The 14,498-nt window shown below is 42.2% G+C and carries 14 protein-coding genes and 1 pseudogene; 6 read left to right on the top strand and 9 right to left on the bottom strand.

What is annotated here, in order from left to right; all coding sequences use genetic code 11:
- The first annotated feature begins 45 nt into the window (after window positions 1–45).
- The 5 genes and pseudogenes from NRF22_RS06420 (at window position 46) to NRF22_RS06400 (ending at window position 4,174) form a co-directional block, all read left to right on the top strand.
- Entirely contained in the window at window positions 46–1,257 is a 1,212-nt protein-coding gene (locus NRF22_RS06420) for a PLP-dependent aminotransferase family protein (protein ID WP_263779759.1), read from the top strand.
- 355 nt (window positions 1,258–1,612) lie between these two features.
- Window positions 1,613–2,245 (top strand): annotated as a pseudogene (locus tag NRF22_RS06415) (ABC transporter transmembrane domain-containing protein); the annotation flags it as partial.
- Window positions 2,237–3,025 carry an ABC transporter ATP-binding protein gene (locus tag NRF22_RS06410; protein ID WP_318528720.1) on the top strand — a complete coding sequence of 263 codons (789 nt, stop codon included), beginning with the start codon at window positions 2,237–2,239 and terminating at the stop codon, window positions 3,023–3,025. The pseudogene NRF22_RS06415 and the gene NRF22_RS06410, both read left to right, overlap by 9 nt.
- A gap of 68 nt (window positions 3,026–3,093) precedes the next feature.
- A complete protein-coding gene (locus tag NRF22_RS06405; RefSeq protein ID WP_263779758.1) occupies window positions 3,094–3,366 on the top strand; it encodes a DUF2087 domain-containing protein in 273 nt (90 codons plus the stop codon).
- Between the two features lie 94 nt (window positions 3,367–3,460).
- Window positions 3,461–4,174: a hypothetical protein gene (locus tag NRF22_RS06400; RefSeq protein ID WP_263779757.1), complete on the top strand. Its 714-nt coding sequence runs from the start codon at window positions 3,461–3,463 to the stop codon at window positions 4,172–4,174.
- 300 nt (window positions 4,175–4,474) lie between these two features.
- Here NRF22_RS06400 and NRF22_RS06395 read toward each other — a convergent pair whose 3' ends face one another.
- The 9 genes from NRF22_RS06395 to NRF22_RS06355 form a co-directional block, all read right to left on the bottom strand.
- Window positions 4,475–5,146 carry a hypothetical protein gene (locus tag NRF22_RS06395; protein WP_007745271.1) on the bottom strand — a complete coding sequence of 224 codons (672 nt, stop codon included), beginning with the start codon at window positions 5,144–5,146 and terminating at the stop codon, window positions 4,475–4,477.
- Window positions 5,147–5,161: 15 nt separating this feature from the next.
- Window positions 5,162–7,339, bottom strand: coding sequence for a glycoside hydrolase domain-containing protein (locus tag NRF22_RS06390; protein WP_263779756.1), 2,178 nt, complete (start codon window positions 7,337–7,339; stop codon window positions 5,162–5,164).
- 791 nt (window positions 7,340–8,130) lie between these two features.
- Window positions 8,131–9,252, bottom strand: coding sequence for a hypothetical protein (locus NRF22_RS06385; protein ID WP_263779755.1), 1,122 nt, complete (start codon window positions 9,250–9,252; stop codon window positions 8,131–8,133).
- Between the two features lie 21 nt (window positions 9,253–9,273).
- Window positions 9,274–9,963, bottom strand: coding sequence for an ABC transporter ATP-binding protein (locus NRF22_RS06380; protein ID WP_263779754.1), 690 nt, complete (start codon window positions 9,961–9,963; stop codon window positions 9,274–9,276).
- Window position 9,964: 1 nt separating this feature from the next.
- Window positions 9,965–11,170 (bottom strand): hypothetical protein, encoded by a 1,206-nt coding sequence (locus NRF22_RS06375; protein ID WP_263779753.1) that lies wholly within the window; start codon window positions 11,168–11,170, stop codon window positions 9,965–9,967.
- Between the two features lie 76 nt (window positions 11,171–11,246).
- Window positions 11,247–12,116, bottom strand: a complete 870-nt coding sequence (locus tag NRF22_RS06370; protein WP_263779752.1) for a hypothetical protein — start codon at window positions 12,114–12,116, stop codon at window positions 11,247–11,249.
- A 179-nt stretch (window positions 12,117–12,295) separates the two neighbouring features.
- On the bottom strand, window positions 12,296–12,598 hold the full coding sequence (locus tag NRF22_RS06365; protein ID WP_007745252.1) for a type II toxin-antitoxin system YafQ family toxin: 303 nt from the start codon (window positions 12,596–12,598) through the stop codon (window positions 12,296–12,298).
- Window positions 12,588–12,866 carry a type II toxin-antitoxin system RelB/DinJ family antitoxin gene (locus NRF22_RS06360; RefSeq protein ID WP_007745251.1) on the bottom strand — a complete coding sequence of 93 codons (279 nt, stop codon included), beginning with the start codon at window positions 12,864–12,866 and terminating at the stop codon, window positions 12,588–12,590. The genes NRF22_RS06365 and NRF22_RS06360 overlap by 11 nt, the downstream gene beginning before the upstream one ends.
- 229 nt (window positions 12,867–13,095) lie before the next feature.
- The gene (locus NRF22_RS06355) at window positions 13,096–13,767 is read right to left on the bottom strand and encodes a hypothetical protein (RefSeq protein ID WP_263779751.1); all 672 of its coding nucleotides are present in this window, start codon (window positions 13,765–13,767) and stop codon (window positions 13,096–13,098) included.
- Between the two features lie 144 nt (window positions 13,768–13,911).
- Here NRF22_RS06355 and NRF22_RS06350 point away from each other — a divergent pair, with 144 nt between their 5' ends.
- Window positions 13,912–14,229 (top strand): putative quinol monooxygenase, encoded by a 318-nt coding sequence (locus NRF22_RS06350; protein ID WP_412178722.1) that lies wholly within the window; start codon window positions 13,912–13,914, stop codon window positions 14,227–14,229.
- Window positions 14,230–14,498: the final 269 nt, after the last annotated feature.

Here is a 14,498-nt window from a genome sequence, read left to right as displayed (position 1 = left end):
AGACCCAAATAGCCGGTTACTTTTAAAAATTTTGAGGTGAATCACATGGATCAATTAGCAAGCAGAATCGAAAGAACATCACATAGCGGCTTGGACAAACTCTTTGCGCCGGCGCAGCCTAATCAAATCATCTTCTCAGCCGGTTATCCTGATCCCGCCCTTTTTCCAAAAGACGCTTTGGACCGCGCAACGCAGCATGTCTTTTCACAAGGCCAAGATAAATTATTGCAATACAATACAGCCGCGGGCCTGCCAGCTTTAAGGCAGAAATTAGCTGACAAAATGGCTCAAAAAGACGGTATTCACACAGATGCTGATCATATTATGCTGACACAAGGCGCTCAGCAGGCAATTGATTTAACAGCCCGTCTTATGTTGAACAAGGATGACGGCCTAGTTGTCGAAGGCCCAACTTACATTGGTGCTTTAGCTGCTTTTCAAGCTTACGAACCGACCTTCTATGAGATACCAATGGCCGAAGACGGCATGGACATGGATAATCTCGAAGCAGTACTAAAAGAACATGCTGTGAAAATGATTTATACAGTTCCTGATTTCCAGAATCCGACTGGCGTGGTTATGTCTCTGGAGAAACGGCAGCGTTTGATCGATTTAGCCAACCGTTACGATGTGATTATTCTAGAAGACGGCACCTATCGTGATTTGCGTTACGATGGTGAAAATCTGCCAACGGTGAAATCGCTGGACACACAAAGTCGTGTGATTTACGTCAGCAGTTTCTCTAAAATTATTGCACCGGGCTTGCGTATGGGCTGGCTGACAGCTGACGACAATCTGTATCGCGATATTCTGGCTTTGAAAAGTGGCGCCGATATCGAATCCAGCAATTTGATGATGTCGATTCTGAATGCTTATTTGGATGAAAACGACTTGCAAAAACATATTCAGATCGTTTGCGATAACTACCGTGAGAAGAAAAATGCCATGCTGGATGCGATGGCTAAGTATCTGCCTAGTCAAGCGCGCTACACCAAACCTGAAGGCGGCTTCTTCGTCTGGCTGACAATGCCCGAAGACTTTAATATGGCAGACTTTTTAGACAAACAACTGGTTCCGCAGACAGGCGTGCGTTTCACACCTTCTACGAATCTATTCCCTTCCGGCACAATTCAAAACGGCGCTCGCATCAACTTCACAGGTGAATCAATTGCCAATATCAAACGCGGCATCCAAGAACTAGGCCAGACACTAACAGCCGCCTGGAAAGAACAAGCAGCCTATGTCGAAGCAGATTAATTATTAAAAAATTGGGTCCAGTTTATAGATCACAAATTAAAAAATGACAGAAATCTGTCATTTTTTAAATCTGGGAGCAACTATTTTTATGGCAGTCGTATACTTTATTAAAGGAAAAATCTGAACAATGGCTCGTGATCAAACAATTACTAAAAATGGCATGATTGTTTTTCTGAAAAGATTTGTGAATAAAAAGGATTACTTTCTTTCGATAATTTTTGCACTGCTGATCAGTGTTGATGCTTTCGTGATGCCGTAGATGACGCGCATGCTGACAGATGGTTTGTTCAAACGATCGTTGCACTTGTTAATACTCGCTGTTTTGTGAGGGCTTTTAGGCCAGTATTTTGTCGAGCTAGTTGGTTTCTTCTGGCAAAAATATATGTACCGCACAATCTGGCAGATCAACACGAAAACCAAGCTGGCTCTGCTGACTCATTTTTACCAAAGCCCCGTGGGTCAGATGAAAGAAAGTGCAGCCTCTGAAATTTCCTTTCTGTTAAATGATGTTAAACAAATTGAAAATGGCGCTGTCTCAGCTTCAATTAATCTGGTCAACTGCATTTTTCTGTTTTTAGCTGCCAGTAGCTATGTTTTCTATTTGAATTGGCAGGTTGGTGCTGTGTTTGTGCTGACATCACTTCTGCCCTTGTTTGTGCCAAAACTGTTTGCCAAAAAATTACAAAGCAACACCAAAAGATGGTCTCAATCCAATCAGCAGACGACTGAACAGGTCACCGATGCCGTTCATGGTGCTGAAACCATTGTCAGCTATCAAGCCGAGAAAGCTTGTTTGAGATTTATCAAGACTTTGGTGGACCGCACAGAAAAATATTATTATCACTATAATTTTGATCGCGTTTCAGTTAATATCTGCGCGGACTTATTCATGATTTTTGCCAATCTGCTGCCGGTATTCCTAGGCGGCCTGCTTGTGTTAAACGGCCAGCTGTCAGTCGGTAGTTTACTAGCCGCTTTTATGGCTGCCGGCAGTATCACCTCTCCTTTAATGAATGCGATTAGTTATTATAACCAGATTAAATCGACTGAGCCAATCATCGAGCATTTAATCCAGCAAACGACTAATGAATCTGATCCAACACTATCAGCACAGCCATCACTGCCAAAGATGCTTAAACTCAGCCTGCAAGATGTGACTATCAAACAGAATCAGCGGTCGATTTTTGCCCATCTCAATTTAACTGTGGCAGCTGGCCAGAAAATTTTACTGATCGGTGAATCCGGCGCCGGCAAGACAACTCTTTTAAAGACACTGATGGGTGAACTAACACCGAGCCAAGGCCAAGTCTTGGTTAACGATCAGGCCGGGTTAACTGTTGATACCAGCCAATTTGCCTATGTGCAGCAGGATGCTAACTTATTTGATCTCAGTTTGCGAAATAATTTGACCCTTTTTCAGGATTTTACGGATACTGAAATCGAAAAATCCTTATTTGAGAGCCAATTAGCTTCTATATTAGAACAGCGCGGCCTGGATTTTGTGATCGGGCCCAAAGGAGACAAATTATCCGGCGGACAACGACGGCGAGTTGAAATGGCCAGGGCTCTGCTTCACAAACGCAACTGGCTGATTGTTGACGAGGGTCTGGGGTCTCTCGATGCGGCAACTGCGAAATTACTGCATGAAAGTATGATGCAATTGCCGATGACCTTGATTGATGTTGAACATCAGGTACCACAAGCTTGGTACGAGGATTATGACCAGGTTTTGGAGTTGGCTAACGGCCAGTTGCAGATTAGAAATTAGATGGTGAAAGACCGACTTATGATTTATGGCAACCGAGATATATCTACTATCCCCACGAAAGATTAAAGATGAATAATAGCGAAACAATTGTTAAAAACTACATGAATGACGACTTGATTTTTATGCTGCCGAAGAAAAGAAGCCGTTTGATCGAGGTGCTGACTTATATCGCAAACAAAATTCCTGCTGGCGAACTCAGTGAGACAGACATCAATGCTCAGATCCAAAGGGTTATTAGTTTCCCAGATTATGTTTCTGTACGGCGGGACTTGGTCGATTTTGCTTTCTTCAAGCGTACCGATGATGGTCGTGTTTACGAAAAAATCCAGCAGCCGAAATAAATATTTTGGATAGGCATGCAGCGTCGTCGCGTGATAAAACGGATCAAAAAATATCCTATGATAAAATGCTTTCGTAACCAATAAGGGAGCGTACATGAAAAGAAAGCTTATCATCGCAACAACAAGCGTCATTGCCCTATTAATCCTAGTCTTGTTGTTTTTTCAGTTCACCAACCGCAAAAACAACCAGTCACCCGCTGATCTTGTTTCTCAAAGGTCTAAATCTAGCCGCAGCCAATCAAAAGCCGAGGCCAGTGCCGGTTCTTCAGAGTCCTCTTCATCAAGCAGTACCTCATCTAGTCAAGCCAGCGCCAAGACGGTTAGCAATTCTGACCAAGCACTGCAGGCTTTAAGAACTGCTATTAATAATCCTGCTCTGACCTACAGCTATTTGGCTTATACAGATGGGATTTATGAATGCTCTGTATCAGCTCCGAATACAGCTGATAACTTGAATCAGACTGGGAATTATCTGGTTTATGCCAACGGCCAAGTCCGGCCAGAAAATCAGGTACCTGCAGATGCCGCTAAATTCGATCGATATAAAAAAGTGGCACCCAATGCCCCAACAGATAAGCCAGACCGGACGATTCGTGTGCATAATGCCCAAGAAGCTGCGGACCTGCAAAGACAGCTTTTGCAAGCACAAGGTATAGATAAAGGTGACTTTGTCTATGAAGGCAGTGCGGCTGCGAATGGTGATTATCAAGTCGTCGTGGCTTCTAAATCACTGGCAGCTAACGGTGGCAGTGGGACAGTCGGCATTTATCTTGTGAGCCCAAACGGCCAATCCAGGCTGCGCAATTAATTAAGAAAAAAGCGCTACTAGAGCAGTGCTTTTTCTTTAACCTTTGAAACAGTATCACAATTAAACTTAGTTAAAAAAATCCAACAGTGGGATTAAAGATTAAATGCTGGATATTAAAGAAACAGCCACACAGGCATAAGTTTGGCCATTGTCAGCACAGCAAAAAAGACCTGTCTTTCAACAGGTCTTCCATCCTTCGTTTTTGAAAAGGGTGCAGCTATTAACGGCTGCCCCTTTAGTCTAACAAAAACCCACTGCTGATAGCAGTGGGTCCGATAGCTCTTCAATACTTGAAGTTAATTAATCGTCTTTCTGCGTCCCATCGATTAGCCAGTAATCAGCCCAACGACGAGTTCTAGGATTCTTAAGCAGATGATTGTAATAAGTCGTAGGCAGTTTTTCATAGAGACCTGGCTGGTCGGCTTTTCTAATGATCCAGCAAGAAGCGATGGTATGAGCTTCTTTAGCTGCCAGCCAGACAATCAAGTAGCTAGGTAATTTGATCATTTGTCGGATCTTTAAATCATCTAATGCGCTGTTAGCCGCAGGCATTGAATCAAAGTGGCTAGTTTTGGTGGGGAAACGAGCCAACAAAAACTGATCGAAATGCTTTAAGCGTTTCAATAGAGCCATGATGGCCACAATCAAGACCACTATCAGGGGCGAACACATGCCATAAATAAAAGTAGCTAACCCGATACGCCGGATAGACACGGATAAAGGAGACAGATCCATCCCTTTGATTAGGAGCTTTAAAACTGACCACATGACCTGCAGGGCTATCCAGGAGTCAGGCAGATCGAGCAGAATGGCAATAACCCCCACAATTAATGCTCCTGAAAAGAAGCGGTCTCGCTTTTTAAACTGTCGATTATGCATATGCTTGTCGGCTAACAATTGACTATAGTCCGCTTTTGTCTCAGTCAGTTCTGCAGCAGAAAAGGTATAAAAATTGTCTGGATTTTCAGTCATATCAAGTCGCTATTTTTAGCCTAGTAAAGAGTCCAATAATGCTAGAATGAGCGGATAACCAGTGCCATCGGTCACCACTACAGCAGCTGCTGCTAAACCAAAAACAAGCAACGTTGCCAGACCTCGTTGTTCTTGAGGTGACATCTGTCCAAAACGTGCTATATTTTGATTTCCTTCTTGATATTCGTTGGATGCTTCTTGCTGGCTAAGGGGTACCAAATGAATACTTGCCTTTAGTATAATGGCTGAACTGGTTTCCACACCATTAATTTCACTTTTGTTGTTAATCAAAGTAATAGAAAGGCCAACTCCAGTTCCTGAACCAGGCCATGATATTTTTAAAAGCCCTGTGTCAATGCCGGCCGCAATATCTTCGAGTTTATCTGCTAGGCTTCCTTTGAGCTTAGCGGAAACTTGTGGTCCTAAGAAAGTCGATAGTGATGCCTCAAACCCATTTTCTAACTGGCCAGCTGAAATATTGAATTGAATATCGCTATCACCTGAACTTACACTGGTGGTTAATTGGGCCGTGAGCTTTAACAGTTTATTGTCATACAAGGTAATTTCTGGTCCGTCCCAAGTCAAAGAACCACCCAGGTAAGCTGATCTTAAAGGCGCAAACTCGGTATCAAAGATCCAGCTTAATTGGACGGATGCGTTTAAAGCTAGGACCCCCTCATCTTCGTGAGAGACATTGACATAATCGATGGCCGGCACGCCGCTGGCACCAGAATCATCTTCGGCAAATTGGTCAAAGGCCCAATTTAAAGGCTGAGAAAAACCAAGGTTGCCAGAATAGCCTGTCGACATATTAGAGACATAACTAGAAACAGATCCAGATTCGAGTGCTAAACGCGTGCTAACATTACGCGTCCCATAAACTCCCGGCACATAATAGTTAGCACCTTCACCATTATTAAAAATAGACGTGATCCCGTTAAAGTAAGGGACAGCATAAGCCGTGATCTCATCATCAGTCATATCCATATCAATGGCAAAATAAATCGTGGTGTTCGTTGGCAACCCCAGTTCTGTCGCAGCAGCCATAGCTGCCCGGGCATCTTTTTGTCCTTGCCGTCTGGTGAAATAAGCCGCCGTGGGATTATTGTCTTGATAAATCGGGATTAAATGCAAATTAGCCTTCAAAATGGCCTGAGCTTCAGAACGCGTGAGATTCTTCGGCCTTTGTGAAGCGCCACTGCCCACCGACCCAGTCAAATAACGAGCCACGTAAGTGACCTCCCAATTCACCAAGGCTTGAATCATGGCCGGTGTTAATTGAATCGAAGTATCAATCCCCCAGAAGTTGCGGCTTGGACTGCCGCTAGAGACCATCAGCGAATACATCGTCACAGGATCAGGCTGCTCGTCAGTGACGGGTGTGAGATGCATAAACTGCTGAAAGGCAAAGAGCAAGGACTGAGTAGTTGTATCCAACTGGCCATTAAAAGGAACTGTCGACAACTGATTAGCCGTGATGTATTGGGCCATATTGACATACAAAGCAAACTGAACAAGGCGAATCAGGCTCGCACTGAGTCCATTAGCATAAGCCGTGGCATAAGCCGACCGTGTGGCCGGTCCCCAAACACCGTTAGCAATCGAAGCCAGGCCTAACTCGACTTGAACACCATAGATTAAGGCGGTATTTGTATCACGCTGATAGACCCCATCAGCTGGTAAAATGCCTGTTTGCTCGCTATAGTGCAGATTCAAGTATTGTTGCATGCTGCGAATTTTGGCATCGCCATTAGCCAGTAGCACAAAAGCTGACATGTCAAACAAAGCTTTGGCCCAGAGTGCCGTCAATACGCCATCCGGATTAGTAAAGCCAGCCTCTGTTTGAAGCGTGGTAATGGCCGCTTGCGTCTCAGATGAATAGACGCCGTTAAACTCGCCAGGATTAATTCCTTTAGCCCAAAAGGCACCTTGAATCAAATAAACAAAGGAACTTTGATAGCCATTTTCTAACCGAGGGACCACTTGCGCATCAAAAGCAGCGGCCGTGGCCTCGCCAAAAGCTGGCAAACCAGCTTGTAGGCTAATGCCTAGTTCGTGTTGCAGGCCTTGGATCAGGCCGTAAATTGTCTGCCAACCTGTCTGGCCGTTTTCGATCACGGGTGTATAGTTGGTGACCGATCCATAAGTTTGGTTGAGCCACTGTTGCGTGGCTAAAACCATTTGATCTACCATAATAAAAAATCCTCTTTTCAAAAACGAATGATGAACATACGCCGCTAGTCATGAAACAAAAAGGCGAACGTATGTTCGCCTTTTAAGATAGACCCTCTGAGAAATAATGACAAGTGGCTAACTGAATGTTTTAACTGTTTCTAAAGATTCGACTAGTCCAACTATAAATTATTCAGTTGATCATCACCATACAAAATTCGATTAAATCTATCTATTGATTTTATAAGACCGCGTTTGGTAGCTTCATAAACAACAATATCTTGTTAATTATTTTTAATCATCAGAAAAGGTTTTATAAATAAAACAAGGCATTGCTTTCCTAACCAGTGTCTAAAGAAAGGATCGATTATGTTGAAAAGAAACAGTTCTAGATTTTTACTTTTATTAGTCACAACGTCTGCTCTATTTTTGTCTTCCAGCTTTTTAACAAATATAAATTTGTTAAATAATAATATTGCATACGCGGCCACAGATCTTGATCCACCTAGATTAACCCAAGTGACATTAACATTCAAAAATTTCCCTCCCAGCTCAGTCACTGGTCGGACTGTCTGGGTAACACGCTACAAGGCGTACTATAATTGCAATTATTCAACAAGGACGTCATATCAATATGACGCAACAGCTAAAAGATATATTGCCTTCTATACCGGTCAATTTCTAATTGCTTAATAAAAAGTTTCAAATGTTCAATACTTCATAATTGTTTAGACTTATGAGGTATTTTTTATTGATGTGTCATACGCTAACAGCCTTTTTAAATTAACCCTTCACGAATAACCTTGATATTTTTATGCCCGATTCCGCAATCGACCAGCCAGCCATAGCAGGCAAACAGTAAAAAGCACCAAGAATAAGAGGCTAAGCGGGTGCTCTGTGACCGGACTGCCTTGCACAATCTGCACAGGCCAAGCCAAGGCGTTCAGAGGATTAAAAGAACTGTGACCGAAAAAGGCTGTTAGTTCACCCGCGACTAGTAAAGCAATAAAACTGATCAGAGCCGTGAGCTCTTTTTTATTGACTAAAACAACGATTTGAAAGAGAGCCAAGGCAAAGAAAACAGCTAAGGAACCGTTTAATGATTGTAAGAAAAAGCGCGAGCTGATCCGAGGCAGCTGCATGCCTAAAAAGACAGGCCGTGTCCAAGAATAATGCCCACTGCGCAGATAGGGCGTTGAAGAAAATAATGAGAGGCTAATAGCAATAACTAATGAAACAACCAGTCCTATCAGATACTGCCCGACAAAATAGCCTTGAAAAGCACGAACCCAACGACCGCTATCAGGTGAATTAGTATAGAACAAGCGATAAGTCGGAGATTTAGCGTCAATTAAAAAACCAATAGCAATGACCAGAACCGTGGCGAAAATTCCAAGAGGCGAAAAAAGATAACTCGCCAAGATTATGAGAAAATTAGGAAAAACTGCCGAAACAGTCGGCTGTTCTAGAGCCAGATGATGACGAGATAGATAGGCATACCGCGCTAGTTCCTGATCACTAATGAAAAAGCCGAGATCAGCTTCAGGATGCTGAGTCGTATACTGGGTCATTTGCCGGTGCAAGGTCAAAGTATCCCTTAAAAATGGCTGGCCTTGCTGGCTATCAAAATCATTGGAAACTTTCGTAGCTAAACGGCCTAAATAGGACAACTGAGTCATCTGTCTGGATAGTGTTATGTAGGTTGGTGAACCCTTGCTTGTCTTTTTTAGCTGCGCACTGGCGGCTAAATAGCTATTGCTAATAGCGGCATGCGTCGTTTGGATCTGTCCAGACATGGAACGGTGATAAAGAGTCACCTGCTGTGTTTGATAAAAGAAGATCGCGATTGGCAGAAGCAAAAAGAAGCCTAAAGGAATTAAACGGCTGAGGCTTTTGCGTGTCTTTAAGTATTCAAAAGCAATTAAGTTTCTCATGGCTGACTCATGTAGAGTTTCTCATGGCTGACTCATGTAGAGCTTCTCATAGACGGCTTCAGAGGATTCGTTACTCGAGAGCTCTTTATAAAAGATTTGTTGATTCTTGATAAAAAAGATTTTGCGAGTGACTTTATCCAGCTCATCTAAGTTATGAGAAGAGACCAATAGTGTTTTGCCATGTTCTTTCATGGCTAATAAGGTCTTTCTAATAATTTGCAGACTAGTTGGATCAAGCCCATTTAGTGGCTCGTCTAACAAGACCAGCGGCGTATCGGCAATCAAGGCCATGGCTAAGAGCAAACGTTGTTTCATGCCTAAAGAAAAAGCCGAAACTTTTTTCTGAGTCAAGTAGTCAGTCATGTCTAACAGCTCGGCAATTTTAGTGATCTGAGATAAAGGAATCTGACGCAGCTGGCAAATCAGTTTTAAATGATCATAGGCCGTCAGATAATCATAGAGAACGGTATTATCTTGTAAAAAGCTCGCCGATTGAAAGAAACGCTGCTGGTTATCCGGCTTGTCAAACAAACTAATCGAACCTGCATCAGGGACTAATAGATTAGCAATCAGATTTAAAAGTGTCGTCTTTCCAGAACCGTTGGGTGCTACCAGACCATAGATACCCGGCTGGGAAATGCTTAATGCCGTTTGCTTGAAAATGCTTTTTTGTTTAAAGGACAGTGAAAGTTGTTGGATGTCTAAAATCATCTTAGAGACCTCTTTTCCATTTTAATAAGGACCAGCCGGCTAGGGCTATCAGCAAGGTATAACTCAGCAGGACAGCGACAGGCAGCCAGAGACTGTTTGAGAAGTGATTTAAAAAAAGATAGCCGTCGACTGTCTGACCGATATTCAAATAGCCGACAGGCAAAAACCACAATTGCTTGACGAAGGCCCCACTAACAATCACAAAGATCGTAGCGATGCTTGCACCCCAAAATTCTTTAATCAGGATTGAGAAGAAAAAACTGACAGCCAAAACAAAAGCCGCAGCCAAGATGAAGACCAAGCCGCCAGCGGCAAACATGCTTGATAAAGGACGAAAATCATAACTACCGTCTGTTTGCCAATGAAAAACCGGATAGGCCAGGCTGCCTAAATGCCCAGTTAAGAGAGTCACCAGCAACAAGACACCGACAGCTAACAAACAACTCAGTAAAAAGTAAGCTAACAACAGGACGTATTTACTCCGATAAAAATTGCCCGGCTTAATTCCTTGAGTCCAAAGCAAGTGATAAGTAGGATGTGTTTTAGTCAATTCCCTGCTGACAAAAGCGCAAGCCAACAAGGCTAACACAATAAATAAGAGAAAAGATACATAATTGTTAGTCACTAGCGACCAGAGAAAATACCAGCCATAAGTATAAAAGTGAGCCCCATAGAGGGCAGCATCAGCCGACCAGTTGGTCAGGTCGCCCTGATAGCTGGCACGACTATTTTCGTTGAGTAATAAGCGCGTGGGAAACATAGTTGGCAGATGCCGTTGTTTGATCAGTGTGAGCTGGTCGTAAGTGGCTTGAATCGTCATAGGATCGAAACCGGAACTGCCAGAACTGTCAAAGCCCACCATGAGCGGGCTGAACAAGTCACCTTTGCTTGAGTCGGCAGTGGTTCTGGCTCGTTGCATAAAACGATAGTAATCGCGGAAATAACGCGTCGCCTGTTTTAAGGCCTGCTTTTCTGTTTGAAAAGGATTCATGAAGCGACGGCTAGTGATACCCACTTTTTCTTGCCGCCGGCCGCGCTTAATATGTTGTTGCAATCGAGCTGTATACTGCGTGACAAATTGTCTTTGCAAGTAGAACTGGCCACCAAAGCCAATAAGCAGACAAAGAATTAAAGTCAATGAAAACAGCCAAGTCGTTTTTCGCTGCCAGAGTTTGTTCATTTCAAATTTGAAGTAGATCTGATTCATATTAACGCTCCATAATTTGTCATTAGTATACCTGTTGTTGTGGGCCGTGAAACAAAGTAACAAGATATGGTGACTTTTAGCTGGATTGCTGCAAAAAACTGGTCATGTAATCTTCGTAGCTTTGAGCTAAAGTGGGCGATCCAGACAATCTGAGCAGTTCTAAGAGATGCTGATTTTTATCGATACCTTGTTGTCTGTTGTTTTCTAATAGGTTGGCCAAGAAGGTCATCTTGATCCTAGCTTGTGACATTGTTTTCGGAATGGCTAATTGCTGCATGTGATGCAAGACGCTTTTGGCCTGGTCAATCAAGCGACGATTCATGAGAGTTTCAATCGTATTTGCCAACAGAGACAGGTAGCGTTCATAATTATCGGCGACCTTTTCAAAAGTGTGAACCTTTTCATCTAATTCACGAAGGATCAGCATGATCATCTTGGAATTGATAATAGGTAGGCAATTGCCTAAAGTCGCAATCTGAAAGCTGTCCCAATCATTCGTGGCTAGAAGATAGTTGTTTAAGTGATCGGCCAGTGCATGATCAATCACAAAAGATGGCTCTAAGTCTTGAATCAAGACAGCGGCCGTGGCTTGAGTCACTAGATAAAATGGATCTTGAGTCAGTTGATAATTTTGAGCTTGGCAGTGGTACATCGTTTCCAGTTTTTTGAGATCATTTTTGTAATAGTGATCAGACAGTTCGGTTAAAAAAGCCGTGTATTCATCTTCTTGTTGTCCTTGTAATAGAAACGCGAACTCGTTATAGCTGATATGTAAACGCCGTAACAAGGCTAACAATTTTGTTGAGACAATATCACAACTACCCTCTTCAAATTTGCGTAACAGAGAAACTGACATAATATTGGCCATAACTGTTTTTGCTGAATAACCATGATCTTTACGTAGTCGACGGAAAACTTGACCGGCTTTTTGGTTATTGTTTTGCAACACGGATTATCTCCTTTTCTTAGAATTAAATTTATTATCCTCTTAATGATGGTACATATAAAAAAGCCTCTGCCACAAGAACATCATGGAGAGGCTTTTAATTTCAATCCTTCTTTTAACCCCGGAAGTTACCTGTATATTGGTCGACAGTAACATAAGGATAATCCTGCGTATTGATTTCATTGATCTAAGATTTCATGGGAACCAGTTGCAACTAATAATAGAACTAATTCTTCGTCGTTTAGCTGATAGATCACAATCCAGCTATCGTAAATTTGACCATAGCTGCCATACCTAGCAGGGTGAAATTCACGATAGCCCCGCCATTTTCCTTTTAAAGCGTGATCCTTAATCCGTTTTAAGATAGCCTGATCTTGTTCGGCCAGAGCCTTTAAACAAGCCTTTAAGACTGAAACAGGAAAATGTTTCTTGGCTAATTTTTTTAGTTGGCGTTCAAATGACGGTGTTTGTTTAATTTGCATCTAACTGATCAACCCAGTGATCGAAATCATCTAAGGAACCAATCGTTTTGACTTGTCCTGTTTCAGCTTCTCTTTTTGCTTCTAAGGCTTCAGGAGAATCTAAAAAGCTGACTAAACGAACTTCATTGTTGGCCGCTTTAACTAAAGATAAACGAATATACTCAGAAATAGTGAGGCCCTGCTTGGCCAAATTGCTCTTGGCTCTTTGATCAATATCCAAAGTCACACGTGTTGAAACTGTTTTATTTTTAATCACGCTTGTACTCATTGTATTTCGCCTCCAAATGTTTACCATCGTACTACATCATTGTATTTCATTTTTTGGTTTTCTGCAACTAAGGAGTTCACAACCTATGCAGCCAGTCGTTCTGCCAACTGAATCTATCAATACAGTTGAAATTAAAGATAATACCCTTTATATACAACTACCCTATAATCTCACAAAAACCCATTGCTGATAGCAGTGGGTCTCATAGCTCTTCAATATTTCGAGTTAATTAATTGTCTTTCTTTGTCCCATCGATTAGCCAGTAATCAACCCAACGACTAGCTTTCGGATTCTTTAACAGATTATTGTAGTAAGTCGTAGATAGCTTGTTATAGATAGCTGGTTGGTCGGCTTTTCTAATGATCCAGCAAGAAACCTGGTCAGGTGTGGGTATGATCTGCCTTTCTTTAGCTACTGGCCAGATAATCAAGTAGTCAGGTAATTTGATCATTTGTTGGATATGAAAAGTTTTCAGGTAAGGAGTGTGGTTATAGCGGACAGCAGAAGTTGGGAATTGGTTGAACAGGTATCGGTCCAAATCCTTCTTGTGTTTGATCCAAACAAATTCAATGATCACCAGCAACATCACCAGCGGACCGCTCATGATGATTAAAATTGTGGTGGGATACCTAGCAAGTGTTGAGGAGATCGATCTTAAATCCATGCCTTGAGCCAGCATGCCGAAAACAAAGCCCAACAAACGAATGGTCAGCCAACAAAGACTGAGGCTGAGAACAAAGGAAACTAATAGAATGACCAGATTCCATTGGAAATGTCTCTCTCGTTTTTTAAACTGTCGATTATGCGCATGCTTATCAGCTAACAGTAATTGATAAGTCTCTTTAATCTCAGCGAGTTCTGCAACGGAAAAGGTATAACAATTGTCTGGTAATTCAGGCATATTAACTATTATCCTTGCTTGGATGCCAAATAGCTACTGAGAAGACAGTTGCGACACCGAGTTTTGTTATAAAATTTGGCAACATCATCATTGAATAACCTGGCGGCAAAGTCTACACTACGAACAAAAAGGAGGCATCCCATTATGATGAACAAGTTTTGTAAGTTTAGTAAATTACAGGCCACCAAGGGAAACGGTGATCAACTGCTAAAACTTTTATTAAAAGCATCGAAAGAATTAGAACCAGTTGGGAATTGTTTTTGTTATATTGTCGGAATGGATCCACATGAGCCTGATGCTGTATATGTTTATGAAGTTTGGGAGAATGAAGCCGCCCATAATGATTCATTGAAATTGCCCGCTGTTAGAAATTTAATCAAAGCAGCTGGGCCGATTTTGGACCGGCGTCAATTAGAAAATTCCCCCAATTTGACCATTTATGGTGGAAAAGCGTCATTGTGACGATTCAGCCCTCAAATAAGAAGATTTTGTCCATATCAATGACAAATTAAACCATAAAAATATTAAGCCGTTTTCCGCTGGTAAGCACGCACTGCAAAAATGTAGGCCACCAGCATAATCCCGATACACCGTGCCAGTGCAATCCAAATATTATTACCAACGGTCTGCTGCATTAGCTAGGAAACATCTTTCTAATGCCGTTTCAACTTTTTTCTATTAAAACACGCAATCAAAAAGACCAATTAGATATGCCCTAGTGACCCGTTTGC

It is taken from the genome of Oenococcus kitaharae, assembly GCF_025758695.1.
Lineage (GTDB): Bacteria > Bacillota > Bacilli > Lactobacillales > Lactobacillaceae > Oenococcus > Oenococcus kitaharae_A.
Note: the sequence above shows the minus strand (reverse complement) of the source record. Positions and strands in the feature narration are given on the sequence as shown.

Coding starts and splice junctions, on each gene's coding strand:
- NRF22_RS06410 (WP_318528720.1), top strand. CDS start 2,237: ATGGCTGCCGGCAGTATCACCTCTCCTTTAATGAATGCGATTAGTTAT.
- NRF22_RS06355 (WP_263779751.1), bottom strand. CDS start 13,767: ATGCCTGAATTACCAGACAATTGTTATACCTTTTCCGTTGCAGAACTC.
- NRF22_RS06400 (WP_263779757.1), top strand. CDS start 3,461: ATGAAAAGAAAGCTTATCATCGCAACAACAAGCGTCATTGCCCTATTA.
- NRF22_RS06405 (WP_263779758.1), top strand. CDS start 3,094: ATGAATAATAGCGAAACAATTGTTAAAAACTACATGAATGACGACTTG.
- NRF22_RS06395 (WP_007745271.1), bottom strand. CDS start 5,146: ATGACTGAAAATCCAGACAATTTTTATACCTTTTCTGCTGCAGAACTG.
- NRF22_RS06390 (WP_263779756.1), bottom strand. CDS start 7,339: ATGGTAGATCAAATGGTTTTAGCCACGCAACAGTGGCTCAACCAAACT.
- NRF22_RS06350 (WP_412178722.1), top strand. CDS start 13,912: ATGATGAACAAGTTTTGTAAGTTTAGTAAATTACAGGCCACCAAGGGA.
- NRF22_RS06385 (WP_263779755.1), bottom strand. CDS start 9,252: ATGAGAAACTTAATTGCTTTTGAATACTTAAAGACACGCAAAAGCCTC.
- NRF22_RS06360 (WP_007745251.1), bottom strand. CDS start 12,866: ATGAGTACAAGCGTGATTAAAAATAAAACAGTTTCAACACGTGTGACT.
- NRF22_RS06380 (WP_263779754.1), bottom strand. CDS start 9,963: ATGATTTTAGACATCCAACAACTTTCACTGTCCTTTAAACAAAAAAGC.
- NRF22_RS06375 (WP_263779753.1), bottom strand. CDS start 11,170: ATGAATCAGATCTACTTCAAATTTGAAATGAACAAACTCTGGCAGCGA.
- NRF22_RS06420 (WP_263779759.1), top strand. CDS start 46: ATGGATCAATTAGCAAGCAGAATCGAAAGAACATCACATAGCGGCTTG.
- NRF22_RS06365 (WP_007745252.1), bottom strand. CDS start 12,598: ATGCAAATTAAACAAACACCGTCATTTGAACGCCAACTAAAAAAATTA.